25 protein-coding genes are annotated in these 22,955 nt (G+C 70.5%); 13 read left to right on the top strand and 12 right to left on the bottom strand.

The window, feature by feature from the left end; translation table 11 throughout:
• The first annotated feature begins 62 nt into the window (after positions 1-62).
• Positions 63-2,798, top strand: a complete 2,736-nt coding sequence (gene ppc, locus LI336_RS13360) for a phosphoenolpyruvate carboxylase (protein WP_227133631.1) — start codon at positions 63-65, stop codon at positions 2,796-2,798.
• 270 nt (positions 2,799-3,068) lie between these two features.
• Here the strand turns inward: ppc and LI336_RS13355 are convergent, their stop codons facing one another.
• Entirely contained in the window at positions 3,069-3,686 is a 618-nt protein-coding gene (locus tag LI336_RS13355; protein WP_227133630.1) for a response regulator, read from the bottom strand.
• Positions 3,687-3,809: 123 nt separating this feature from the next.
• Here LI336_RS13355 and LI336_RS13350 point away from each other — a divergent pair, with 123 nt between their 5' ends.
• Positions 3,810-4,319, top strand: coding sequence for a YkgJ family cysteine cluster protein (locus LI336_RS13350; RefSeq protein ID WP_227133629.1), 510 nt, complete (start codon positions 3,810-3,812; stop codon positions 4,317-4,319).
• A gap of 48 nt (positions 4,320-4,367) precedes the next feature.
• Here the strand turns inward: LI336_RS13350 and LI336_RS13345 are convergent, their stop codons facing one another.
• Both LI336_RS13345 and LI336_RS13340 read right to left on the bottom strand, forming a co-directional pair.
• Entirely contained in the window at positions 4,368-5,237 is an 870-nt protein-coding gene (locus LI336_RS13345; protein ID WP_227133628.1) for a ZIP family metal transporter, read from the bottom strand.
• A gap of 88 nt (positions 5,238-5,325) precedes the next feature.
• The gene (locus LI336_RS13340) at positions 5,326-6,024 is read right to left on the bottom strand and encodes an SDR family NAD(P)-dependent oxidoreductase (protein WP_227133627.1); all 699 of its coding nucleotides are present in this window, start codon (positions 6,022-6,024) and stop codon (positions 5,326-5,328) included.
• Positions 6,025-6,205: 181 nt separating this feature from the next.
• Here LI336_RS13340 and LI336_RS13335 point away from each other — a divergent pair, with 181 nt between their 5' ends.
• From LI336_RS13335 to cruF, 4 genes are all read left to right on the top strand, one after another.
• Complete coding sequence (locus tag LI336_RS13335) at positions 6,206-7,384, top strand: ATP-binding protein (protein ID WP_227133626.1); 1,179 nt, start codon at positions 6,206-6,208, stop codon at positions 7,382-7,384.
• Positions 7,385-7,515: 131 nt separating this feature from the next.
• On the top strand, positions 7,516-9,021 hold the full coding sequence (gene crtID, locus LI336_RS13330) for a bifunctional phytoene desaturase/3,4-desaturase (RefSeq protein WP_227133625.1): 1,506 nt from the start codon (positions 7,516-7,518) through the stop codon (positions 9,019-9,021).
• The gene (locus LI336_RS13325) at positions 9,018-9,896 is read left to right on the top strand and encodes a prenyltransferase (RefSeq protein WP_227133624.1); all 879 of its coding nucleotides are present in this window, start codon (positions 9,018-9,020) and stop codon (positions 9,894-9,896) included. Before crtID ends, LI336_RS13325 begins: the two co-directional genes overlap by 4 nt.
• Positions 9,886-10,803, top strand: coding sequence for a bisanhydrobacterioruberin hydratase (gene cruF / locus LI336_RS13320; RefSeq protein ID WP_227133623.1), 918 nt, complete (start codon positions 9,886-9,888; stop codon positions 10,801-10,803). Before LI336_RS13325 ends, cruF begins: the two co-directional genes overlap by 11 nt.
• A 116-nt stretch (positions 10,804-10,919) precedes the next feature.
• Here the strand turns inward: cruF and LI336_RS13315 are convergent, their stop codons facing one another.
• From LI336_RS13315 to LI336_RS13295, 5 genes are all read right to left on the bottom strand, one after another.
• Entirely contained in the window at positions 10,920-11,930 is a 1,011-nt protein-coding gene (locus LI336_RS13315; RefSeq protein WP_227133622.1) for a phytoene/squalene synthase family protein, read from the bottom strand.
• Positions 11,931-12,094: 164 nt separating this feature from the next.
• A complete protein-coding gene (speB, locus tag LI336_RS13310) occupies positions 12,095-12,916 on the bottom strand; it encodes an agmatinase (protein ID WP_227133621.1) in 822 nt (273 codons plus the stop codon).
• Positions 12,917-12,929: 13 nt separating this feature from the next.
• Positions 12,930-13,307: a translation initiation factor IF-5A gene (locus LI336_RS13305; RefSeq protein WP_227133620.1), complete on the bottom strand. Its 378-nt coding sequence runs from the start codon at positions 13,305-13,307 to the stop codon at positions 12,930-12,932.
• An 89-nt stretch (positions 13,308-13,396) separates the two neighbouring features.
• Positions 13,397-15,061, bottom strand: a complete 1,665-nt coding sequence (locus tag LI336_RS13300) for an AarF/UbiB family protein (RefSeq protein WP_227133795.1) — start codon at positions 15,059-15,061, stop codon at positions 13,397-13,399.
• 16 nt (positions 15,062-15,077) lie between these two features.
• A complete protein-coding gene (locus tag LI336_RS13295) occupies positions 15,078-15,434 on the bottom strand; it encodes an Hsp20/alpha crystallin family protein (protein WP_227133619.1) in 357 nt (118 codons plus the stop codon).
• A gap of 270 nt (positions 15,435-15,704) precedes the next feature.
• On the opposite strand from LI336_RS13295, the gene LI336_RS13290 reads away from it, so the two are divergent.
• Positions 15,705-15,884 carry an FmdB family zinc ribbon protein gene (locus tag LI336_RS13290; RefSeq protein ID WP_227133618.1) on the top strand — a complete coding sequence of 60 codons (180 nt, stop codon included), beginning with the start codon at positions 15,705-15,707 and terminating at the stop codon, positions 15,882-15,884.
• 61 nt (positions 15,885-15,945) lie between these two features.
• On the opposite strand, the gene LI336_RS13285 is transcribed toward LI336_RS13290, so the two are convergent.
• From LI336_RS13285 to LI336_RS13275, 3 genes are all read right to left on the bottom strand, one after another.
• Positions 15,946-16,638: an HAD family hydrolase gene (locus LI336_RS13285; protein WP_227133617.1), complete on the bottom strand. Its 693-nt coding sequence runs from the start codon at positions 16,636-16,638 to the stop codon at positions 15,946-15,948.
• 97 nt (positions 16,639-16,735) lie between these two features.
• Entirely contained in the window at positions 16,736-17,116 is a 381-nt protein-coding gene (gene lwrS, locus LI336_RS13280) for an LWR-salt protein (RefSeq protein WP_227133616.1), read from the bottom strand.
• Positions 17,117-17,140: 24 nt separating this feature from the next.
• Complete coding sequence (locus tag LI336_RS13275; RefSeq protein WP_227133615.1) at positions 17,141-17,419, bottom strand: 4a-hydroxytetrahydrobiopterin dehydratase; 279 nt, start codon at positions 17,417-17,419, stop codon at positions 17,141-17,143.
• A gap of 115 nt (positions 17,420-17,534) precedes the next feature.
• On the opposite strand from LI336_RS13275, the gene LI336_RS13270 reads away from it, so the two are divergent.
• Genes LI336_RS13270 through LI336_RS13255 form a run of 4 tightly spaced genes read left to right on the top strand, consistent with a single transcriptional unit; the run spans position 17,535 to position 20,798 of the window.
• Positions 17,535-18,443, top strand: coding sequence for a DUF4129 domain-containing protein (locus tag LI336_RS13270; protein ID WP_227133614.1), 909 nt, complete (start codon positions 17,535-17,537; stop codon positions 18,441-18,443).
• Positions 18,440-18,997, top strand: coding sequence for a DUF7269 family protein (locus LI336_RS13265; RefSeq protein WP_227133613.1), 558 nt, complete (start codon positions 18,440-18,442; stop codon positions 18,995-18,997). Before LI336_RS13270 ends, LI336_RS13265 begins: the two co-directional genes overlap by 4 nt.
• Positions 18,994-20,298, top strand: coding sequence for a DUF58 domain-containing protein (locus LI336_RS13260; protein ID WP_227133612.1), 1,305 nt, complete (start codon positions 18,994-18,996; stop codon positions 20,296-20,298). Before LI336_RS13265 ends, LI336_RS13260 begins: the two co-directional genes overlap by 4 nt.
• Positions 20,295-20,798, top strand: coding sequence for a DUF7519 family protein (locus LI336_RS13255; RefSeq protein ID WP_227133611.1), 504 nt, complete (start codon positions 20,295-20,297; stop codon positions 20,796-20,798). Before LI336_RS13260 ends, LI336_RS13255 begins: the two co-directional genes overlap by 4 nt.
• 50 nt (positions 20,799-20,848) lie before the next feature.
• On the opposite strand, the gene uppS is transcribed toward LI336_RS13255, so the two are convergent.
• Positions 20,849-21,769 (bottom strand): polyprenyl diphosphate synthase, encoded by a 921-nt coding sequence (gene uppS / locus LI336_RS13250; RefSeq protein WP_227133610.1) that lies wholly within the window; start codon positions 21,767-21,769, stop codon positions 20,849-20,851.
• 230 nt (positions 21,770-21,999) lie between these two features.
• On the opposite strand from uppS, the gene LI336_RS13245 reads away from it, so the two are divergent.
• Both LI336_RS13245 and LI336_RS13240 read left to right on the top strand, forming a co-directional pair.
• Complete coding sequence (locus LI336_RS13245) at positions 22,000-22,194, top strand: cold-shock protein (protein ID WP_227133609.1); 195 nt, start codon at positions 22,000-22,002, stop codon at positions 22,192-22,194.
• A 212-nt stretch (positions 22,195-22,406) separates the two neighbouring features.
• Positions 22,407-22,814, top strand: coding sequence for a DUF5778 family protein (locus LI336_RS13240; RefSeq protein ID WP_227133608.1), 408 nt, complete (start codon positions 22,407-22,409; stop codon positions 22,812-22,814).
• Positions 22,815-22,955 lie beyond the last annotated feature (141 nt).

Below are 22,955 nucleotides of genomic sequence, written 5' to 3'. Positions count from 1 at the left end.
TCGAGTGGCAATTTTTCGGCGTGGCGTCGGGTTTGATGGAACCGGAGCGCGTGCGTGGTGGTATGGCATTGCACGAACGGGACGTCCGGCAGGACGTCCGCGAACTCGGCGAACTCGTCGGCGACGTCCTGGAGGCCCAGGCGTCGACCGCGGCGTTCGAGACCGTCGAGGACGTCCGCGAGCGCGCGATCGGCTACCGACGCGGGGACGTGGACTCGCGCGAACGACTCGTCGAGACGATCAAGGCGCTCGACCCGGAGCGCGCGAGCGACGTCGCTCGCGCGTTCACGACGTACTTCGAACTCGTGAACCTCGCGGAGGAACGCGAACGCGTCCGGACGGTCCGCCGGAGCCGGCAGACCGACGAACTCGAGGACTCGCTCCCCGCAGCCGCCGACGAACTCGGGAACGCGGACGTGGACGTCGTCGAGCAGACGCTCGCTGACGTCCTCGTCGAGCCGACGTTCACCGCGCACCCGACGGAGGCACGCCGGAAGACCGTGAAGGCGAAGCTCCGGTCGATCGCCGGGCACGTCCAGACGCTCGACGAACGCTCGCTCACCGACCTCGAGGACGCGCGCGTCTGGCGCGACATCGAGGCGGAGGTGACGTCGCTCTGGCAGACCCCGCAGGTCCGCGAGGGGCCGCCGACGCCGGACGACGAGGCGCGGAACGTCCAGTGGTACCTCCAGAACACGCTGTTCGACGTCGTCGGCGACGTCTACGACACGCTCGAACGGGAACTCGACGACGCGGTCGTCGAGGACCTCGACGTCCCGAAGCTGCTCGAGTTCCGGTCGTGGGCGGGGAGCGACCGCGACGGCAACCCGTTCGTGACGCCGGACGTGACCGAGCGCACGCTCGAACGCCAGCGGTCGGTCGCGCTCGAACGCTACCGGAACCGGTTGAAGGCGCTGTCGGGCGTCGTGAGTCAGGACGGCGAGCGCTGTCCGCCGACCGACGCGTTCCGGGCGGGGCTCGCCGCGGACCGCGAGCGCCTGCCGGGTATCGCGGGCGAGACCGAGGAACGCTACCCCGGCGAACCCTACCGGCAGAAGCTGAAGATGATGCGCGAGCGCGTGGACCGCGTCGGCGACGTCCGCCCCGGCGGGTACGACGACGCGAGCGACCTCATCGCGGACCTGGAGACGCTCGCCGAGAGCCTCCGCACGAACGGCGCGGAAGCCATCGTCGACGCGCACGTGAAGCCGCTCGTCCGCGAGGTGGAGACGTTCGGGTTGACGCTCGCCGGCCTCGACCTGCGCGACCACCAGGAGAACCACACCGAAGCGGTCGGCGAGGCGCTCGCTCGCGAGGGCATCGATTACGAGGCGATGAGCGAGGACGAGCGCGTCGACACCCTGACCGACGCCATCCTCCAGGACGAACCGGTCGTCGACGTCGGTGACGTCGACGACGTTTCGGACGTCACCGAGCGCGTCCTCCGACGGTTCGACGCGTTCGCGGACTGGCAGCGCGAGTACGGTGCGGACGCTATCGACACGTACGCCATCTCGATGACCGAACGCCCGAGTCACGTCCTCGAGGTCCTGTTCCTCGCGGACCAGGCGGGCGTCGTCTCGCTCCCGGCGTACTCGGGCGTGGACGTCGTCCCGCTGCTCGAGACCGAGAGCGCGCTGGAGAACGCGCGAGACATCATGGGGACGCTCTTCGAGAACGACGCCTACGCTGCGGCCATCGAGGCGCGCGGGAACGTCCAGGAGGTGATGCTCGGGTACTCGGACTCGAACAAGGAGAACGGGTTCCTCGCGGCGAACTGGCGGCTCCACGAGAACCAGCGTCGCATCGCGCACGTCTGCGACGACCACGACGTCACGCTCCGTCTGTTCCACGGACGCGGCGGCTCCATCTCCCGGGGTGGCGGCCCCATCGGCGCGGCGTTGCTCGCGCGACCGAGCGACGCGGTGTCGGGGATGGTGAAGTTCACCGAGCAGGGCGAGGTGCTCGCCGAGCGGTACGCGAACCCGCAGGTCGCCGAGCGCTCGCTCGAACAGCTCCTCTCCGCGCAGCTCCGGTCCCGCAAGCGCGCCATCGAGCAGCCGGAACCGCAGGCCGCGGACGACTGGGAGGCGGCGATGGCGGGGATGGCGAACGTCGCGCGCGACGAGTACCGCGACCTCCTCGAGACCGACGGGTTCGTGTCGTACTTCGAGCAGGCGACGCCGATCACGGTCATCGAGGACCTCAACCTCGGCTCGCGGCCCGCCTCGCGGACCGGCGAGCGGAAGGTCGAGGACCTGCGAGCCATCCCGTGGGTGTTCTCGTGGACGCAGTCGCGATGCGTCCTCCCGGGCTGGTACGGGCTCGCGACCGCGCTGGACGAGTACCTGGCGGGCTCACAGTCCGCCGACCGCGCGAGCGGTGAAACCGCGAGCGCCGGCGGCGGCGACCTCGAGACGCTCCAGGAGATGTACGACTCGTGGCCGGTGTTCACGACGCTCCTGGACAACGCGGCGGTCGCGCTCGCTCGCACCGACATGGAGATCGCGAGCTACTACGCCGAACTCGCGACGCCCGAGCTCCGCGAGCGGTTCCTCCCGCGGCTCGAAGGTGAGTACGAGCGTGCGTGCGAGCTCGTGAAGGAGATCACGGATCGCGACACGGTGTACAAGCGCGAGTGGTTCGGCGAGAGCCTCTCGCGTCGGAATCCCTACGTCGACCCGCTGCACCTGCTGCAGGTCGACCTCCTCGACCAGACCCATCGGACGCCAGCGGAGGAGCGGACGCTTCGCCTGACGGTGAAGGGCATCGCGGCCGGCATGAAGAACACCGGGTAGGTCGCTCGGTGGGAATGAGGGGGAACGTCAGTGGGGTGCTCGAGGGGGTCGGAGCGCCCACCGACGATTGGGGGGAATCGGTCGCGGACCGTCCGTCACTGGTCCGCGGCCACCCGGTAATCTCTCGCGGTGAGTCCTTACGATGGAGCCTTGCTGCTTAGGGAGGTACGGTCGCGGATGGTCGTCGCGGGTGGTCGTCGCGGGTAGTCGACTCGGCTGGTCGTCGCAGGTGGTCGACTCGGCTGGTCGTCGCGGGTGGTCGTCGCGCGGTCACCCGGTGTCGGTGACGAGGGTGGTGCCGTCGGCGTCCTCGTCGCGGCGGACGTCCTCGAGGGAGTCGACCGCGCGCTCGCGGGCGGCGACGACGCGCTCGCGGAGCGCGTCGAGGTCCTCGGGGTCGTCCTGCGTGCGGTACTCGGGGCCGGCCTGGAGGACGGCGAGCTTCGACTGGAGCGAGAAGTACGCCTGGAACGCGTCGGCGTGTTCGGCGAGCGCGAGGAGGGATTCGACGGTCGATTCGAGCGGGTCGCGGCCGACGGGCTTGACGAGGTACTCGTCGAAGGGGAGGGAGACGATGTCGAGCGTCGGTTCGACGGCGGTCACCATCGACACGCGCTGGTCGTGGCCGCGAGACCGCATCTCGGCGAGCACCGCGTCGCCGGACATCGACGGCATCCGGCGGTCAAGGAGGACGACGTCGATGGACTCGGTCGCGAGGACGTCGAGCGCGTCGGTCCCCGAGTACGCGACGTGGACGTCGACGTGTTCGCGGAGCCAGAGCGCGTACGTGTCCGCCAGGTCCTCGTCGTCGTCGACGACGAGCACGGCTGCGTCCGTCGTCGCGAGGTCGACGGTCACGTCCATCGGGAGCGAGTGAGTTCCGGGCATGATAGCGGCGCTTCGTGCGCTCGTGCTAGCAACGGCTCTCTGGCCCCTCATTCGTGACTCCTAAATTGTTTGGTGCGTGCGGAAGGGAAGGACACTTCCGCGTTCGCGGCGTCGTTCGACGCGATGAGTACGGGCTCCCGTCGCGTCGAGGTGCATCCGGGTCGGGAGGCCGTCGTGGAGTTCGACCCCGACCTGACCTTCGAGTGCGTCGACGAGTGCACGTGGTGCTGTACGCACGGCGTCCTCCTCTACGAGCAGGATTTCTACGAGCTCGCGGAGCGAGCGAGCCTGGACGACACGACGACGCAGTTCCGGGGCGAGGACTTCGTGCGGAAGGAGGCGAAGGACCGCGACGAGCACGTGGGCGAGGACGGCGAGGCGTGCGTGTTCCTGCGCGACGACGGCCTCTGTTCGCTGCACGCCGAGCACGACTGGAAGCCGACGCGGTGCTCGGTGTACCCGCTCGCGGTGTCGGTCGAGGACGGCGACATCCACGTCGACGTCCGCGAGTCCGCGTGGGAGCACTGCGAGGGCATGAACGTCTCAGAGCGGAAGGTCGTCGAGCACCTGGACGCGTTCCTGCCGGAGGTCCTCTGGGAGCTCGACGATCCGTCGAGCGACCGCGAACTGTAGCGGATCTGTAACTCGTTCGACGTCGAGAAGGACTGGGCGCTCTCGGAGTCAGGCGACGACGAACCACGCGACGAAGACGACGAGGCCGCCGAGGAGCGTGGAGGCGACGGCGTGCAGGCGGAGGCTGTCGAGGAGTTCGTGGGCGTGGTCGGTGGTGTGTGCGACGTCGTAGACGTCGCCGCCGATCTCGCAGGTGGGGAGGAAGTCCATGGCGACGTGGAGGAAGACGCCGGCGGCGAACCCGAACACGAGCGCGTTCAGGACGGGGTCGGGTGGGAGGGCAACGATGGAGCCGGGGATGGCGGTGAGGCCGACGCCGGCGGCGGGGAGGAGGAGGACCCAGGGGTTGCCGCCGTCGCTCGCGAGTCGACGGGCGGCGGCGTACCCGGCGGGGCCCTTGTGGGAGACGATGGCGACGCCGAGGAACGCGCCGAGTCCGGGCATGTTCCCGTAGACGATGCCGATGATGGCGCCGGCGGCGAGGGCGTGCGCGGATATCTCGAGGCTCGTGTGGTCGAAGCTGGTCTCGTGGGTGAGGCGGTGGCCGACGGTGTGGGCGCCGAACCCGAGGACGACGCCGCTCGCGACGCCGAAGCCGCCCCAGCGCGGGTGGAGGCCGAAGGCCTGGGGGAGGAGGAAGACGGCGGCGCTGGTGACCATGGCGCCGGCGGCGAGGCCGTACGCCCAGACGAGGCCGTGGGCGTGGCCGCCGTCGGCGCGCGCGCCGAGGGGGATGGCGACCGCCATGGCGACGAACGCGGTCCACGCGATGCCGACGACCTTCCAGATCTCGGGGCGGCCGTCGGCGGCGACGGTCGCGGCCCACGCGGTGAGTGCGAGGAACGCGACGACGGCGGCGACGCCGACCGTCGGCACGCCCGCGACGTTGTTAACCCTCGATTCGGAGTTAGTAACCATTCTCGTTAACAACATCACGTCGTTCGTTAATAATACCGTCGGTCGCGTGCGCTCGGCGAGCGAAGCCGTCTCGACCCCGCGAGCGCGCTCAGCGCGTCGCGGTCTTCCAGGCCTTCAGGTCGACGACGGCGCCGTCGAGGTCGTCGGCGTCGCACTCGGTCGCCGCCCACACGAACATCGCCGCGACGTCCTCGGGTGCTCGGCCGCCCGGGCCGGACAGGTCCGTCTCGACCTTCCCCGGGTCGACGCAGCCCGCGACGTACTCGGTGTCCGCGGCGAACTGGCGGACGACCGCCTCCGCGCCCGCCTTCGACGGCGCGTACCCGCCGAGCCCGGGTTTCGCGTCCCGCGCCACCGACCCGGTCGGCAGCAGCAGGCGCGCGCCCTCGTTCAGGTGCGGGAGCGACTCCTTGAACGTCGCGAACGCACCGCGGACGTTCGTCCGGAACTCCTCGTCGAACGCGGTATACGACGTCTCGCCGATGGACGCCTCGCCGGGCGTCCCGTGGAAGACGCCCGCGTTCGCGACCACGACGTCGATGCCCGCCGAGCCGGTCCGCGACGCCGTCTCGACGAGGCGCTCCACGTCGAACTCGTCGCGGACGTCCGCGCGCAACCCGGTGACCTCCCCGTCACCGAGCGCTTCGAGGTCGTTCACGAGTTCGCCGACCGCCGTCGCGTCTCGACCGCAGATGGCGACCGACGCGCCCGACTCGGCGAACGCCGTGGCGACCGCTCGTCCGATACCGCTCGTCGCACCCGTCACGACCGCCGTCGTCCCGTGCATACTCACACGTACGGGAACGGTCGATAGGAAACCACCGGTCGCGGCACGCGTCCGACGTCGATCGCGTGCCTCGGCGTCCACGCGGTGCTCGTTCGACCGGTGGCCACACCCGGTCACCGACCAATCGTGGCATGGAAAATCATGCCAGGAGGATTTATCGGTATGTATTCAATTGGTGTTCGTGTCAGGGGGGACGCAGGGGGACAGCGGACGGTACGGCGTCGCCGTGCTCGGGTTCGCCGGGGTCGCCGCCGTGGCTGTACACGCCGTCGCCAGCACCGCGCCTCTCGCTCGGGCCGTCGCGGCACTCGTCGGGTCGACGCTCGTCGTCTCCGTCCTCGCGTTCCTCGCACTCGCCGCGTTCGGCGTCCACCTCGCCCGGACCGAGACGGCGACGCACTGCCGCCGCGTCGCCGCTGCCGGCGTCGTCACCGCCACCGGCTACCTCGTCCTCGTCGCCGCGTTCTACGCCGGCATCGACCAGCCGTTCGGCGGCGTCGCGGACGCGTTCTACGTCGGCTACGGCATCGCCGCCATCGGCACGTGGTTCGGCGTCGTCCCCACGCACTTCTACCTCCGACAGCGCCGACAGACCGAACGCCTCCGCGACCTCAACGCCGAACTCAGGGACGCCAACGCCGAACTCCGAGAGCAGAACGAGCGCCTCGAGGAGTTCGCGAGCATCCTCAGTCACGACCTCCGGAACCCGCTCGCGGTCGCGGGCGGCTACGTCGAACTCGCCACCGAGACCGGGAACCTCGACCACCTCGACGACGTCAGGACGTGTCACGCCCGCATCGAGACGCTCATCGAACAGGTGCTCGCACTCGCACGCACGGAACGCGACCCCGACGCCGTCACCGAACTCGACGTCGCCGGCGTCGCCACCGACGCCCTCTCGACCGTCGACATCGGCGACGGCGAGGTCGTCGTCGACGTCGACTGCACCGTCGACGCGGAACGCAGCGCCCTCCGGCAGGTGTTCGAGAACTGCTATCGGAACGCCGCCGAGCACGCCGGCCCCGACCCGACGATCCGCGTCACCTGCCTCGGCGACGACGACGGGTTCGCCATCGAGGACGACGGCCCCGGCATCCCCGAGGACGAACGCGAGGCCGTGTTCGACCGCGGGTACTCGAACGAGGACGGCACCGGCCTCGGACTCGCCATCGTCGCCGAGGTCGCCGAGACCTACGACTGGACGGTCGACGTCGTCGACGCGGCCGACGGCGGCGCGCGCTTCGAGTTCCGGACGACGGCCACCCCGGGAGACGCCGACGCCCCCGCCCGACGGGACTCCACCGACCCGGACTCCGTCGACGAGGACGACGCCACGCCACGGGTCCCCTCCGGGACCTGACGTGACCGCCTCCAGCCAGCAACCGCGGGTATCCGCTGTCGGTACCCGCCGCGCGCCAGCGCGTGCCCGCGGTTCGCACACCTACCGAGTCGTGGCCGCTATTTAAGGTCGTCTCGCTACTACGTGCAGTCATGAACGGACTCTCCGGAACCTCCGTGCTCGTCGTCGGCGGCGGGTTCGGCGGCCTGTCGACAGCGTGCTACCTCGCCGACGCCGGTGCCGACGTCACCGTCGTCGAGAAGAACGACGGCCTCGGCGGCCGCGCGTCGGTCCTCGAACGCGACGGCTTCCGCTTCGACATGGGGCCGTCGTGGTACCTGATGCCCGACGTCTTCGAGCGGTTCTTCGGGCACTTCGACCGCACGCCCACGGACTACTACGGGCTCGAGCACCTCGACCCGCACTACCGCATCTTCTTCAAGGACGGCGACCGCGTCGACATCACGCCCGACCTGGAACGCTCCAAGGAGGTCTTCGAATCCTACGAGGAGGGCGCGGGCGAGGCCTTGGAGCGGTACCTCGAGCAGAGCGAGGAGAACTACAACGTCGGGATGGAGCACTTCGTGTACGAGGACCGCGCGACGGTGCGGGACTTCCTCGACCCCGACGTCGCGAAGCAAGCGCGCGGATTGACGATGCTCGGGTCGATGCAGGACCACGTCGAGAAGTACTTCGACCACCCGAAGCTCCAGCAGATAATGCAGTACACGCTCGTGTTCCTCGGCGGGTCGCCGAACAACACGCCCGCGCTCTACAACCTGATGAGTCACGTCGACTTCAACCTCGGCGTCTGGTACCCCGAGGACGGCCTCGGTGGCGTCGTCGACGGGATGGCGAGCCTGGGCGAGGAACTCGGCGTGGAGTACGTCACGGACACGCCGGTCACGGAGATCATGGGTCGCCGCGGCGGATTCAAGGTGACGACCGAGCCCGGGGAGACGTTCTTCCCGGACGTCGTCGTGAGCGACGCGGACTACGCGCACACCGAACTGGAACTCCTCGACGAGGGCAAGCGGCACTACGACGCCGACTACTGGGACTCGCGGACGTACGCGCCGTCGGCGTTCCTGATGTACATGGGCGTCGAGGGCGACGTCGAGGAACTCGAACACCACACGCTCGTGCTGCCGACGAACTGGGAGCAGCACTTCGACGAGATATTCGAAGACCCGGCGTGGCCCGACAACCCGGCGTACTACCTCTGCGTGCCCAGCGAGACAGACGACTCGGTCGCGCCCGAGGGGCACTCGAACCTGTTCGTGCTCGTCCCCATCGCACCCGGCCTCGACGACACCGAGGAGACTCGCGAACAGTACCGGGAGGTCGTGCTCGACGACATCGCCGAGAACACCGGCACGGACCTCCGGGACCGCATGGTCGTCGAGGAGACGTTCACCGTGAGCGACTTCGCCGAACGCTACAACGCCTACGAAGGGTCGGCGCTCGGCCTCGCGCACACCCTCAAGCAGACCGCGCTCTTCCGGCCGTCGCGTCGCTCGGAGTCCGTCGACGGCCTCTACTACACGGGCGGGTACACGACGCCCGGTATCGGCGTCCCGATGTGCCTCATCAGCGGCGAACTGACCGCGGACGCCGTCCGCGAGGACGCCGGCGCCCCGACCGCTCGCGAAGAATGACCGCCGAGGGGACCCACGAGTCGACGACGACCGCCGTCTTCGAGGGGGTCGCGTACCTCTTCACGCTCTCGCGGCCGCGGTTCTGGTTCTACCTCGCCGGCCCGGTCGTCGTCGGCGTCGCGTACGGCGCCCGCGAGGTCCCCGAGTTGTTCGCGCCCGTCGCCATCGCGCTGTTCGCGTACTTCCTCGTGCCCGCGAACGTCTACCTGTACGGGATCAACGACGTCTTCGACCGCGACGTCGACGTCGAGAACCCGAAGAAGGAGGGCCGGGAGGCGCGGTTCTCGGGTGACGCGTGGGTGGTCGCGGTCGTCGCCGTCTCGGGGCTGGCGCTCGTCCCGGTCGCGGCGCTCACGCCCGCGGTGGCGTGGCCGTACCTCGCCGCGTACGCCGTGCTCGCGACCGAGTACTCCGCGCCGCCGCTGCGGTTCAAGACGACGCCGTTCCTGGATTCGCTCTCGAACGGCCTGTACATCCTCCCGGGTGCGGCCGCGTACGCTGCCGTCCTCGGCGAGCATCCCCCGGTCCTGGCGCTCGCCGGCGCGTGGCTGTGGACGATGGCGATGCACACCTTCAGCGCCATCCCCGACATCGGACCGGACCGCGCGGCGGGCATCGACACGACCGCGACCCGGCTGGGCGAATCCCGGACGTACGCGTACTGCTTCGCGGTCTGGGCCGCCGCCGCCCTCGCGTTCGCCGCCGTCGACTACCGCCTCGGCGTCGTCCTCGCCGTCTACCCCGTGTTCGTCGCGTGGGTGGCGCGGTCGTCGGTCGCGGTCGACCGCGCGTACTGGTGGTTCCCCTACCTGAATACGGTGGTCGGCATGGTACTGACGCTCGGCGCCCTCTGGAGGCTCACGAATGGCGTCTGAGGACCCCGGGCGGTCGCGGTCGCTCGCCGACGCGACCCGCACCCCATCGACTCGCGAGCAGGTGCAGGCGCGCCTCGACGAACTCGTCCGCGAGCACCGGTTCACCATCGCGGTCGTCTTCCCCCTGGTCGGCGCCGTCTCGCTCGTCGCGAGCGCCGAAGGCTGGTACCCCGACGCGCTCTCGTTCCTCGCGTACAACCCACTGTTCGTGCTGTTCGGCGTGTTCGTGATGCGCCTCCCGCTCATCGCGGGCGTCGGCCCGCTCGTCGACAGGAAAGCCGCGGTCGCGCTCGCGCTCCTCACCGTCTACGCGTACGGCATCGAGTACGTCGGCACGACCACGGGCTGGCCGTACGGCGCGTTCGAGTACACCGTTCCCCTCGGACCGATGCTCGCCGGCGTCATCCCCGTCGCCCTCCCCGTGTTCTTCTTCCCGCTCGTCCTGAACGCGTACCTCCTCACGCTCCTCCTGCTCGGCGACCGCGCCGACAACACCGCCGTCCGGCTCGCCGCGACCGTCGGCGCCGTGCTCGCTACCGACCTCGTCCTCGACCCGGGCGCCGTCGCCGTCAAGTTCTGGGCGTACGAGTGCGCCGCCACCGCCTCCTGCGGGTACTACGGCGTCCCCTGGTCGAACTACGGCGGCTGGGTGCTGTCCGCGACCGTCGCCGTCCTCGCGTTCGACCAGGGCCTCGACCGCACCGGCCTCAAAGCCAGGCTCCGCGAGTGCGAGTTCATGCTCGACGACCTCGTCTCCTTCATCCTCCTCTGGGGCGGCATCAACGCCCTCTACGGGAACTGGATACCGGTCGTCATCGCCGTCGCGCTCGGCGTCGGCCTCCTCAGCACGGACCGCTTCGACTTCGCCGTCGGCGATAGCGCACTCGTCCGCGTCGTCAAACGCTGAACCGGACGCCGTTCGACCAGGACAGCACTCGCTATCGAACGCTATACCACCGCAGTCACCGCCAAGCAAGTCTCGCGTATACCACCGTCGTCGCCAGGAAGCAGGTCTCGACTCGACTACCAGGACGGCAGCCAGCCACGCACTCGGCCGAGCGCGCCGCGACCGCCGTCGCGGTCGTCGCCGTGGTGCTCGCCCTCGTGATGCCCGTCAGCGTGCTCGTCGCCGTACGGTACCGCGGACACCCGCCGGAACACGGCCTCGGGGTCCTTGTTCCACTGCCAGTGCCAGCGCGTGCGGACGAGGCACGCGAGCTTCCGCCAGAGCGGGAGGTCGACGTCGACGGTGACGGTGTCGTAGTCGCGCTTGCGGACGACGCGGTGATGTTCGGCGTACAGGACCGCCGCCAGGAGCACCGCGAGCTGGCAGTCCTCGGGGAGGTACCGGATGCCGGCGACGCCCTCGCGGTAGAGGGCGTCCGCGCGCGCCGTCTCCTCGGCGATCGCGTCCCTGACCTCCGGCGTGAACTCCAGGCGCTTGACGTCCTCGACGTCCGCGCCGTGCCGTTCGAGCGTCGCCTCCGGGAGGTACACGCGGTCCCGGTCGACGACGTCCTCGTGGACGTCCCGCACGAAGTTCGAGAGCTGGAACGCCTCGCCGAGCTTGATCGCGTGGGGGAGCGCCTGCTCGTACGCCTCGTCGTCGAGGTGCATGATGTCCGTCATCATCACGCCGACCGCCGCCGCCGACCCACGCATGTAGTCCTCGAGGGCCTCGTAGGTCTCGTAGCGGTCCGTGTCGATGTCCGACGCCATCGCGTCCAGGAACTCGTTCACCCACTCGTCGTCGATACCGTACGTCTCGCAGAGTTCCGCGAACGCCTCCAGTACGGGGTCGTCGGCGGGTTTCTCGCCGAGCGCTTGCGCGCGGAGCTCCTCGAGGCGACGCGACTGCTCCTCGCGCGAAAGCCCGTCCGGGTCGTCGACGACCTCGTCCGCGATGCGGAAGAACCCGTAGAGGACGTACGTCGGGTGCCTGATGCGTTCGGGGAGCAATCGCGTCGCGATATGGAAGGTCTTCCCCGTCTCTCGCTGGATGGCTTTCCCTTCCTTGACGTGTTCGTCGTGCATCGTGTGTTCTCCGGCGAGGACCCCGCGGTGGTGGCGTCTCTCCGTATAGGGATTAGCGCGCTATCCGGAAATAACTGACTTACACAACAGGTTAGGAGGACCCGCGAAACGGACTGGACGTTCCCTCGAGCAGACAGGTCGCCTGGTGGCGTCGAACGCTCGCCTCACGCGTTCTCTGCGGCCAGAGCTGCCTCGTGGACGAACGCACGAAGCAGTTTCGCGCCGAGGACGGCCGCCTGCCCGTCGTCGCGGTCGTTCACCTCGACGACGTCGAACCCGCGCACGCGACCGGTCGCCGCGACCGCACGCACCGCGTCCCGGCACTCGCGGCTCGTCAACCCGAACGGCTCCGGGGTCCCCGTCCCCGGCGCGAACGCCGGGTCCGCCGCGTCCACGTCCACCGACAGGTACACGGACGCGTCGGCGTCGAACGACGGCTCCCACGCGGGCACCGCCTCCGGCGGGACGACCTCGACGTCGCGCCCGCTCGCACGCTCGTACTCCGCCTCGCTCCCCGCACGCGCCCCGAGCACGACCGCACGGTCGGCGACGTCGAGCGCGTGCCGCGTCACCGTCGCGTGACTCAACTCGTTCCCGTCGAACGACTCCTTCAGGTCCAGGTGCGCGTCCAGACACACGAACACGTCCGGGTCGACCGCGCGAACGCCCGCGACGCTCACCGTGTGCTCGCCGCCGACGACGACCGGAACCGCGTCGTCCCACACGACGTCCGTACACACGCCCTCGAGGTACTCGAGGTACTCGTCGGCGTCGTCCCACGCGCGGACGTCGCCGTGGTCGGCGACCGCGCAATCGGAGAAGTGCGTGCCGGTCGCGTGGTCGTAATCGTCGAACCCGCGCGCGTACCGGCGGACGCGGTCGGGACCGAATCGCGTCCCGGGCTGGAAGGACGTCGACGCGTCCAGTGGCGCGCCCACGACGACGAACGCCGCGTCCTCGCGGTCGACGCCCGCACCCGGGAACATCCTCGACCCGCCCTCAGAGGATCTTCCGCTGGCCTTCGAACTCGAGGAACTCGATCTCGTCGTCGGGGTCGAGCTCCTGCTCCTCGGGGACCTTCATCGAGAACGTGTCGTACGTCTCCAGGTCCATGACCTGGACGACCGTGGACGACTCCACGGAGACGACCTGGCCCTGTTTCCGCTCGATGATGGGGACCCAGCACTTCTGGTCGACGGGCTGGCTCATCGAGCGCTTCTTCCCGTCGAAGACGCCGACGGCTTCGACGCGCGCCTTCGCGCTTCCGTGCTTGCCGGGCTTTGCGGTCGAGTACGCGTTGATCTTACAGGGAGCGTCGTCCAGCATGACGTACGAGCCCTCCTGAAGGTCGCGAACTTCCTGCTGCTGCGTAGCCATGCACGGCCGTTCTTCCCACGTGGCTATAAACGGTTTGGAACGCTGCGACGCCCGACGCGTCGACGACCACCCGACGGCCCGGACGCCAGTCAGTCGTTCCCGCGGCGTTTCTTCATCTCCTGGCGCGTGAACTGCGGGCTCGCGCGGATGCTCTTCTTCGAGCGGAACGACCGCCACAGGAAGAAGGCACCGGCGAGTCCGATGACGCCCGACACCCCGGTCGCGTAGTAGTCCCCGCCCGCGTACAGGTACGCCGTCGACAGGAGACTGAACCCGAACACGAGCCCGGAGACGAGTCGGCGTGCGAGCTTGTCGATGACGCGCTTGTCGTCGCCGAGCTCCACCTGGACCGTGAGGTTCCCGCGCTGGGCGGTGTCGAGCGTGTCCTCGAGCTTCGGCGGGACGCGCACGAGCGACTGCGCGGCGTCCTGGAACTGGTCGCCGGCGTCCGAGAGGTACTGGCGCACCGTCTCCTCGCGGTACCCCTGCTCGGTGAGGTACGTCGTCGCCGTCTCGATGAAGTCGAACTCCGAGTCGAGCGTGACGCAGACGCCCTCGACGACCGTCGCCACGCGGAGGACGAGCGCGAGGTTCGGCGGCAGCCTGAAGGGGAACTCGTAGATGGAGTCCTCTATCTGGCCGATTATCTGCTGGACGCGATACTGCTCGATGTCCTCGCCGCGAGCGTCCGCGATGGCGAGCTCCATCACGTCACCCATCACGTCCCGGTTCGCCTCCGGACTCAGCGTCCCGATGGCGACCAGCGAATCGAGGATGGCGTCGATGTCCTGGTTCGCGACCGCGACGTAGAACTCCACGATCTTCTCCTGGACGAACTCGTTCACGCGCCCGCTCATCCCGAAGTCGTAGAAGACGATAGCGCCGTCGTCGAGCACCGCGAGGTTCCCCGGGTGCGGGTCGGCGTGGAAGACGCCGTCGTCGATGATCATCTGGAGGTACGCGCGCTGGAGCGTCTCCGCGACGCGCTCGCGGTCGATACCTTTCTCGTCGAGCTTCTCGATGTCGTTGATCTTCGTCCCGGGGAGGTACTCCATCGTGAGCACGCGCGGCCCGGAATGCGAGTCGACGACCGCCGGGATGCGTATCTCGTCGCTCTCCTGGAAGTTCAGCTTGATCTCCTCGAGCATCCGCGCCTCGCGCTCGTAGTCCATCTCCTCGCGGATGGTCTTCGCGAACTCGTCGGCGAGGTTCTCGAGACTGAACGCTTGCGCGTCACCGACGAAGTAGAGGAGGATGGGGAGACTCCACCGGATGACCCGGAGGTCCGCCTCAACGAGGTCCTCGACGCCCGGACGCCGGACCTTCACGGCGACGTCGTCGCCGTTCACGGTCGCGCGATACACCTGACCGAGGCTCGCGCCACTGATCGGGTCGGTGTCGAACTCCGCGAACGCCTCGTCGATGGGGCCGACCTCCGCCTCGAGCACCTGCTTCGCGTTCGCCCAGTCCGCCGCCGGGACGTCGTCCTGGAGCGACGACAGGACGTCGATGTACGCGGGCGGGAGGACGTCGGGCCTGGTCGAGAGGAGCTGACCGAGCTTGATGAACGTCGGGCCGAGTTTCAGGAGCGAGTCCAGCAGGCGCTCGGCACGGTCGATCTGGGTCGCTTCGTCGACGCGACGACGCCCCCCGAACAGGAGGTAACGTCGGCGGTCGCGAGCGTACGCGAGCAGGAGCGGCAGGAACTGGCGTGCAACGACGAGGAACCGCCAGTACGCCCGTAGGTTGACCAGCCTTTCTCACCTCGAGTCAGGCGTCCCGGATCTCGATACGGGTCTCGTCGGTCGACGTGCGCTTCGGGATCGAGAGTTCGAGGACGCCCCGCGATAGCTTGGCATCGGCTGCGTCCGGGTTGGCGTCCGGTGGGAGCGGGAGGTCGACGTCGAGGAACAGCGACCGGTCCTCGCGCTCGTACCGGAACTCGGCGGGGACGTCCTTCTCGCGTCGCGCTTCGATGGAGACGCGGCCGTCGCGTGCGACGACGTCGAGCGTGTCGGCGGTGACGCCGGGAAGGTCGACGACGAGCAGGTAGCCGTCGTCGCTCTCGAGGAGGTCAGCGAACACGGCGTCGGGTAGGTCTGCGAACGCCTCTCGGAGCGCGGACATGAACGGCCGTAGGAGCCCTGGGTCGAAAAACCCACGGGTAGCGGTTCGACAACGACTCGCACGACCGTGGTTCGGTCGCGGCGGCGTTCGTTCGCGCCTCGCCGGTCGAACGCTCGCCGACACCGCCTTCCGGCGACGTGATCGCTGGGTTCGTACTCCGGCGACGTAAGCTCCGGTTTCGTGCGTGTAACCGGGTCGTACCGTCCGTGAACTGGCGTGACCGGTCGACGGGGCTTAAGTCGCATCTCGTGGTAGGTGCGAACGATACACATGTCACTCGTCGACAGGCTCAAGGGACTGTTCGGGCGCGAGGAGCGAACGTACGAGTACTGGTGTCCGAACTGCGAGGCGACGTTCGAGTCGCCGAAGGCGGACATGTCGAGCGTGCACTGCCCGGAATGCGGGGAGACGCGAGTGCGAGCGTCCGCGATGGCCGACCCGGTGGCCTGAGGGGCGCCGACGTCGACGACGTCGACGCCGAGTGCGGCCGACGGGGCGTCGACCAGCGCGCTCACGGTCGGTCGTCGAACGCGGGCAGGTGACTGGTCGCGTCGCGAGCCGCTGCAGCGTCGATACCGTCGAGCGCGCCGAAGTGCGGGACGCGATGGTCGCCGCGCACGCAGTGCCCGCGGCGGTCGGCCCCGTGACGTTCCACGTGGATGGCGTCGAGGCCCGCGTTCCACGCCGCGCCGACGTCGTTGCTGCCGTCGCCAGCGAGCACGCCGACCTCGTCGGCGTCGACGCCGAGGCCCGCTCTGGCGAGGTCGACGGGCGCGGGGTCGGGCTTCCACCCGGTGTCGTCGTCGCAGCAGACGACGACGTCGAACCAGTCCGCGACGTCGAGGTGGTCGAGGACGGGTTCGGCGAGGAACCGCTGACAGTGCGTGACGAGGCCGACCGGTCGGTCGAGATCGCCGACGAACCGCGCGTCGTCGTGGAGGAACGTGTGCTCCGCGCGGAGCCGTGGGTCCTCCTCGGCGTGGAACGCCGGCCAGAACGCCTCCGGGTCGACGCCCCACGCCTGCAACTGTCGGTTCCGCGCGCCGGTGAGTCCGTGCCAGAGGACGTACGCCTCGCGGTCGCTGAACGCGCGACCGAGGCGGTCGCCGACGCGGTCGAAGACGTCGCGCGTGTACGCCCACTCCGCGTCGACGAGCGTGCCGTCGAGGTCGAACAGCCAGAAGTCGTACGAGTCGGCGACCATCGGGAACCAGTACTAGGCGTTCGGTCCGCTAAGTGTCTTCGGGGAGCGTGCGATACGGCCACAGGTTACGCCCAGGGGTCGTCGACGCCGCGACACGCTACCGCCAGGGGTCGTCGACCACGTCGATGCTGCTCCCGAGGTACTTCGAGACGACCTCGTCGACGCCGTCGGCGTTGAACGCCCCGAGGTCGTCGGCGATGGCGTCGCGGAGCGCGTCGACGTACGCCCGGTCGGCGCGCAGGCTCCGGAAGTCGACGGTCTCGACCGTGACGCCGAGTTCGTCCTCGACGAACCGGCGCGCGTGCTCGCGGTCGTTCACCTCGCCACGCCAGAGGTTGTCGCGGAAGAACAGCCACCCGTCGGTGCCGGGTTCGGGCGCCCGATACCGGAGCGTCGTCTCGAACGCGTCGGGCGCGACGGTCACCGCGTCGCTCGCGTCGACGCGGAACCGCACCCGGAACACGTACGCCCCATCCATCGCTCGACTCCCCGAGACCGTCCCTCAGGCGGTCTCGGTGTTCAGGATCTCCGCCATCTCGAGGTCCTTCTCGGTGATGCCGCCCGCCTCGTGGCTGGTGACGCGCACCTCCACCTCCTTGTAGCGGATGCGGATCTCGGGGTGGTGGTACTGCGCTTCGGCGATCTCACCGGTCAGCTGCGCGAAGTTCACGCCCTTCATGTAGTCGTCGAACTCGAACGTGCGAACAATCTCGTCCCCGTCTATCGACCAGCCCTCCGGGAGTCGCTCCTCGACCTCGTCGTCTGCCAGGACGTCTGCCATGCGCCAACAATCGAGTGCGGGCGGCATAATCATTGGGGCGTCGGACCCGGGTGGCGTTTGCTCGCCGCGAAAACGCCGGGTGTAGTTTAGGGGGCTGGTGGACGAACGTGGCGGTATGCGTCGGACGCGGACGATGCTGGCTGCGGTCGTGCTCGTGGTAGCGTTCGGGCTCGCGGCGGGGTCGCTGCCCGCACCGGGTGATGCACCCGCTGTGGGCGCTCCCGACGAGCGCGCGGACGGGCCGCCATCGAGCGGCGCTAGCAGTGACGGTGGCGTGGAGCGAGCGGTCGAGAACCCGGTGTCGAGCGCGACGCGCGACCGCTTGCTCGTGGCGGTGGTCGGCCTGGCGCTGGCGGCCGGGTACGCGTTCGTGCCGCGCCAGCGCCGCACCGTCGCCGTCGCGGCGGGCGTCGTGGTGGTCGCGGCGGGGAGTTACGCGTGGCTCGGGCCGGCGACGACCGGGGCGCTATCGGCGGTCGGGGACGTGGCGTCGACCGCGACCGGTGGGGCGCTCGGCGTGGTGCTCGCGGGCGTGCTCGCGCTGGCCGCCGCGATGGGCGTCTGGCGGGCGTTCGGCCGCAGGGGCGACGACGGTGCGTCGCGGGCAGCGGACGCGACCGACCGCGGCACGGACGACGACGGCGAGGGCGACGAGGGGGCGCGGTCGGTGGCGGTGCATCCGGCCGCGCGGCAGGCGTCGGACGAGGTCGGTCGGGCCTGGCAGCGCGTCGTCGCATCGGTGTCGCTCCCCGCCCCGGCAGCGCGAACGCCCCGCGAGTTCGTCCGGGCGGCCGACGCCGAGGGCGTGGACGCGAGCGCGTTCGAGCGCCTGACAGCGGTGTTCGAGCGCGTCCGCTACGGCGACGCCGACCCGGCCCGCGAGGCCGAGCGCGCGCGCTCGCTCGCCGCCCGAGCGGTCGACGACGCGGCGGCGCCCGGGGACGCACAGACGCCAGTCGACGTGGAGGCGGACGGCGACGAGATGGAGCGGAACGGCCGCGAACGCGGCGGTGGTGACGCGTGAACCGGGCGCTGTTCGCGGCGGGGACGGTCTGCGTCGCGCTCGGCATCGGGCGGCTCGCGGGCGTCGTCGGTCCCGTCCTCCCCGGTGGCGCGTACGGGTTCGTCGCGGTCGCGGTCCTCGCGATGGGCGTCGCCGGCGTGGCGCTCTACCGGGACGCGGGCGACGAGGACGCGCCGACGGTCGCCGCGCCGCCGGAGCAGGCGCGGCCGCGGCGTCCAGGGGCGGCGGCGTCCCGGGCGATAGCGGACCTGCGCGTCGTCGGGCGGCGCGCGGACGCAGCCGACGGCCGGTGCGCGCTCCACGACCGCCTGGAGGCGCTCGCGGTGGACGTCCTCGTCGCCAAGCGAGACGTCGACGCGGCGACCGCCCGCGAGCTGCTGGCGTCGGGCGCGTGGACGGACGACCCGGTCGCGGCGGCGTGCTTCGTCGACGGGCCGGTACCGCCGCTGTCCGCCCGCGACCAGGTCGCGGCGTTGCGCTCGGGCGCCCCGCCGTACGCGCGACGCGTCCGGCGGGCACTCGCCGAACTCGACCGCGTGGAGGACGACGCATGACCGACGGCACCCGCCTCGGCGCCGGACTCGAGGCGACGCGGACCGGACGGTACCGGGGTGCGCTCGCGGTGGCCGCGCTCGTCGCCGCGGTCGGCGCGCTCGCGAACACCCCCGTCCTCCTGCTCGCGGCGGTCGTCGTCGCGGTCGTGCCCGCATTCGGGCGCGCAACGACGGCGCCGACGCCCGAGGTGGACGTCGACCGCGTCGTCCACCCGCCGGACCCCGCGCCCGGCGAGACGGTGACGGTCGAGCTCGCGGCGCGGAACGCGGGCGACGCGCGCCTCCCGGACGTCCGCGTCGTGGACGCACCGCCGGACGGCGTCGACGTCGTCGACGGCAGTCGCGCGCTCGCCGCCGCACTCGCGCCCGGGGAGACGGCGACGATGCGGTACGACGTCGCGGTCCCGGCGGGCGAGCACGCGTTCGACGACCCGCTCCTCGCGGTCCACGACGCCACAGGGAGCGTCGCGACCGCGGGCAGGGCCGCGGTCGACGAGACGACCGTCGCGCCGACCGCACCGCTCCCCGACGCGGACGCGGTCTCGGTCGCCCCGCCCGCGAGCGGTCGCCCCGGTCGTCGACCGAGCGACGACGCGGGCGACGGGATCGCGTTCGACTCGCTCCGCGAGTACCGCCGCGGCGACCCGGCGGCGCGCGTCGACTGGCGGCGGTACGCGCGCACCGGCGACCTCGCGACCGTCAGGTACCGCGAACGCCGCGCACCGACGGTCGTCCTCGTCGTCGACGCCCGCCAGCGAGCGCACCTCGCTCCCGGCGGCGCCCACGAGGCCGCCGGCGTCGGCGAGAGCGCCATCCGTCGCGGTGTCGACGCGGCACGCCTCGTCGCCGGCGGCTTCGACCTCGCGCACGTCGGCGTCGTCGCACTCGCACCTGGCTACCCGACGCTCGACCCGGGCGTCGGCCGCGAGCACGCCCACCGCGTCCGCGCGTTCCTCGACGGCGTCCCCGGGGTCGCGACCGCCCCCGAACCGCTCGACGCGGACGGCCGCGAACTCGCGGAAGCCCTCCGCGCACGCCTTCCACGGGGCGCACAGGTCTGCCTGTGCACGCCCGCGTGCGACGACGCGATAACGGACGCGGCGACGCGCATGGCGGCCGCCGGACACGACGTCGGCGTCTGCAGCCCCGACCCGACCGCCCGCACGGACGCCGGCGGTCGGCTCGCCGCACTCGAACGCCGCGCGCGCCTCCGCGACCTTCGGCGGCGCGGCCTCGCCGTCGTCGACTGGGGCGACGAACCGCTCGCCACCGCCCTCGACCGCGCGGGGTGGCGGCCGTGACCCGCGACGACGACCCCCCGGCGCAGTGGCGCGCGACGCGCCCGGGCGTCGCGCTCGCGGTGGGCGCGAACCTGCTCGCGGTCGCGGTCGCCGCGACCGCCGCGTGGACGACGACCGTCGCTGCCGGTGGCGCCGTCGCACACGCCGCCGGCGTCCTCCAGGACCGACCGCGAGCGCGTCGCATCGGCTCGCTCGCGCTGCTGGCCGCGACGCTCGCGGGCGTCCTCACCGGCCTCGGTGACGTCGCGGTCCTCGCCGGCACCGCTCTCGTCGTCGGGGCGTACGACGCCGGCGAACGGAGCGCTTCCCTCCACTCGCACGCCCCGGCAGCGGGGACGTGGCCGCTCGAAGCCCGCCGGACGGCGTGGACGCTCGCCGTCTGCACCCTCGCCGCCGTCGCCGCGACGCTGCTCGCGCGAGCCCCCACGACGCCCGCACCGGGTGGCGCGGCGCTCGCGCTCGCCGGTGGGGTCCTCGTCGCCCTCTCACTCCGCGACTGAGCGGATCAGTCCGCTGAATCGGTCGCCGAGAGAATCGGTCGCCGAGAGGCTCAGTCTGCGGGCTCGGTCGTCGTGACGTCCTCGGCGTCCGCGCGCTCGCGTCGCGGGAGCGCGTCCCGGAACCGGTCGGCGACCTGCCGGGCCTCCTCCAGTTCCGCGTTCCCGAACGCGCGAACGAGCGCCAGCGCGCGGCGAGCGCGCGTCCGTCGCCAGGACTGCTCGCGGTTCTCGTACGTGCGGATGGCGCGCAGGAAGTCCACCTTCGAGAACTCCGGCCAGTACGGCGCACAGAAGAACACCGCCGCCTCGTTCCCGTTCGCGTGCCACGGCAGGAAGTTCGACGTCCGCTCGTCGCCGCCCGTGCGGATGATGAGGTCGACGTCGCGCACCGGACAGTCGTACAGGCGGTCCTCGACGGTCGCGACGTCCACGTCGCTCGCATCGAGCTCGCCCGCGGCGACGTCGTCGACCACGCCGCGGGCGGCGTGCAGGAGCTCGTTCCGGCCGCCGTACGCGAGCGCGACGTTCAGCACGAACTCGTCGTACTCGCGCGTGCGCTCCTCGGCGTACCGCGCCGCCGACCGCACGCGCTCGGGGAGCATCGCGTGGTCGCCGATGACGCGCACGCACACCTCGTTGTCGTGCACGCTCTCCGCGTCCGCGAACTCCCGGAGCTTCTCCGCGAGCAGGTCGAACAGCGGTTCGAGTTCCTCGTCGGGCCGGTCGAAGTTCTCCGTCGAGAACGCGTACAGCGTCAGTTCCTCGACGCCGAGGTCCTGACACCACGACAGGACGTCCTCGGTCGTCTGCGCGCCCGCCCGGTGCCCGTCCGGGGCGTCACCGCCGCGTTGTCGGGCGTACCGACGGTTCCCGTCCTGGATGACGGCGACGTGCGTCGGCGACCCCGAGATCTCCCGGCGGAGCAGGTGCTCGTACCCCGCCCGGACGCGTTCGCGAAGCCACGCTCGCATCTGCTAGCATCCTATTCGACCGCGGATATGTGTCTTCTGCTTGCAGACGACGACACCGGTCCCTGCCACCGTCTCGCGAGCGCACCTGGCCGCCCGAGCCCGATACCGCGCCGCCACCGGGCCGCGTTCACGCGGCCCGAACGCACCGCTGCGGGCAGCTCCCGGACGAACCGGTCTCTCGCGCGCCATCGGACAAATTTATATGCGAGGCCGTGCTCGGTTCGACTGCAATGGCGAAAGGCGAGGTTGACTTCTTCAACGACACTGGTGGCTACGGTTTCATCGATACTGACGAATCCGACGAGGACGTGTTCTTCCACATGGAGGACATCGGCGGTCCGGACCTCGAAGAGGGGCAGGAGGTCGAGTTCGACATCGTGCAGGCCGACAAGGGCCCGCGCGCCGAGAACCTCGAGCGCCTCTAAGTCGGTTCACCACCAGTTGCGGTAGCGGTTCCGGGCGGCGGCGGTGATCTCGTCTCCTCTCGCGAAGCGGACTGCGAATATTTTCGACGCCCCGAGCGCCTCGCGCTCGCCGGGCGTCCCGGTCCTCACGGTCGATAGCGACGGTGCCGTCCGGTCGTCGCGGCGGCGTGGAATCGTGACACGTTTACTCGACGGTCGAGAAGTGCGGTTGTATGAGTGAGACGCTCGACGACGACCTCTACCGGCGGACGAAGGCGCTCCTGGAACCGGGCGACGTCGACCTGAACGGCGTCGTCGTCCACACCGAGTACGACGGGCAGGCGGACGTCCAGATGATGCAGGCGACGCTCGACGCCGCGGACGTCATCGCCGAACACAGTGGCCACGACCCGAACGACGTCTACGTCGAGAGCGGGAACGACGACCCGAACTTCTCCTCGAACCAGCACCAGGGCCTCACCATCGACGACGAGGAGTTCGTGTGGGAGTGCCAGCAGCTCCTCCGCCAGGGGAGCTTCGACATCGTGATGTACTATCTCGCCGAGGCCGACCACGACGCCATCGTCGCCGGCATCGAGGACCTCGGGTTCGACGTCACGGGCGTCCGCGGCGACGAGTAACGGGCCGTCGCGGTTGCTTCTTCGAGGTCAGCGCGCGACGGTGAGCGTCGCGTCCGCCGCGATTGAGAGTACCGCACCAGCGCCGAGCGCGGCGAGTCCGGGTCCGCGACGCCGGTTTTCACGGACTCGGAAGACCCGCGT

This window comes from Halorubellus salinus (assembly GCF_020567525.1).
Taxonomy (GTDB): Archaea; Halobacteriota; Halobacteria; order Halobacteriales; family Natrialbaceae; genus Halorubellus; species Halorubellus salinus.
Note: the sequence above shows the minus strand (reverse complement) of the source record. Positions and strands in the feature narration are given on the sequence as shown.

Excerpts from the sequence above, each read along its gene's own strand:
- ppc (WP_227133631.1), top strand. The coding sequence starts at position 63 with ATGGCATTGCACGAACGGGACGTCCGGCAGGACGTCCGCGAACTCGGC.
- LI336_RS13355 (WP_227133630.1), bottom strand. The coding sequence starts at position 3,686 with ATGCCCGGAACTCACTCGCTCCCGATGGACGTGACCGTCGACCTCGCG.
- LI336_RS13350 (WP_227133629.1), top strand. The coding sequence starts at position 3,810 with ATGAGTACGGGCTCCCGTCGCGTCGAGGTGCATCCGGGTCGGGAGGCC.
- LI336_RS13345 (WP_227133628.1), bottom strand. The coding sequence starts at position 5,237 with ATGGTTACTAACTCCGAATCGAGGGTTAACAACGTCGCGGGCGTGCCG.
- LI336_RS13340 (WP_227133627.1), bottom strand. The coding sequence starts at position 6,024 with ATGCACGGGACGACGGCGGTCGTGACGGGTGCGACGAGCGGTATCGGA.
- crtID (WP_227133625.1), top strand. The coding sequence starts at position 7,516 with ATGAACGGACTCTCCGGAACCTCCGTGCTCGTCGTCGGCGGCGGGTTC.
- LI336_RS13325 (WP_227133624.1), top strand. The coding sequence starts at position 9,018 with ATGACCGCCGAGGGGACCCACGAGTCGACGACGACCGCCGTCTTCGAG.
- cruF (WP_227133623.1), top strand. The coding sequence starts at position 9,886 with ATGGCGTCTGAGGACCCCGGGCGGTCGCGGTCGCTCGCCGACGCGACC.
- LI336_RS13315 (WP_227133622.1), bottom strand. The coding sequence starts at position 11,930 with ATGCACGACGAACACGTCAAGGAAGGGAAAGCCATCCAGCGAGAGACG.
- speB (WP_227133621.1), bottom strand. The coding sequence starts at position 12,916 with ATGTTCCCGGGTGCGGGCGTCGACCGCGAGGACGCGGCGTTCGTCGTC.
- LI336_RS13305 (WP_227133620.1), bottom strand. The coding sequence starts at position 13,307 with ATGGCTACGCAGCAGCAGGAAGTTCGCGACCTTCAGGAGGGCTCGTAC.
- LI336_RS13295 (WP_227133619.1), bottom strand. The coding sequence starts at position 15,434 with ATGTCCGCGCTCCGAGAGGCGTTCGCAGACCTACCCGACGCCGTGTTC.
- LI336_RS13290 (WP_227133618.1), top strand. The coding sequence starts at position 15,705 with ATGTCACTCGTCGACAGGCTCAAGGGACTGTTCGGGCGCGAGGAGCGA.
- LI336_RS13285 (WP_227133617.1), bottom strand. The coding sequence starts at position 16,638 with ATGGTCGCCGACTCGTACGACTTCTGGCTGTTCGACCTCGACGGCACG.
- lwrS (WP_227133616.1), bottom strand. The coding sequence starts at position 17,116 with ATGGATGGGGCGTACGTGTTCCGGGTGCGGTTCCGCGTCGACGCGAGC.
- LI336_RS13275 (WP_227133615.1), bottom strand. The coding sequence starts at position 17,419 with ATGGCAGACGTCCTGGCAGACGACGAGGTCGAGGAGCGACTCCCGGAG.
- LI336_RS13270 (WP_227133614.1), top strand. The coding sequence starts at position 17,535 with ATGCGTCGGACGCGGACGATGCTGGCTGCGGTCGTGCTCGTGGTAGCG.
- LI336_RS13260 (WP_227133612.1), top strand. The coding sequence starts at position 18,994 with ATGACCGACGGCACCCGCCTCGGCGCCGGACTCGAGGCGACGCGGACC.
- uppS (WP_227133610.1), bottom strand. The coding sequence starts at position 21,769 with ATGCGAGCGTGGCTTCGCGAACGCGTCCGGGCGGGGTACGAGCACCTG.
- LI336_RS13245 (WP_227133609.1), top strand. The coding sequence starts at position 22,000 with ATGGCGAAAGGCGAGGTTGACTTCTTCAACGACACTGGTGGCTACGGT.
- LI336_RS13240 (WP_227133608.1), top strand. The coding sequence starts at position 22,407 with ATGAGTGAGACGCTCGACGACGACCTCTACCGGCGGACGAAGGCGCTC.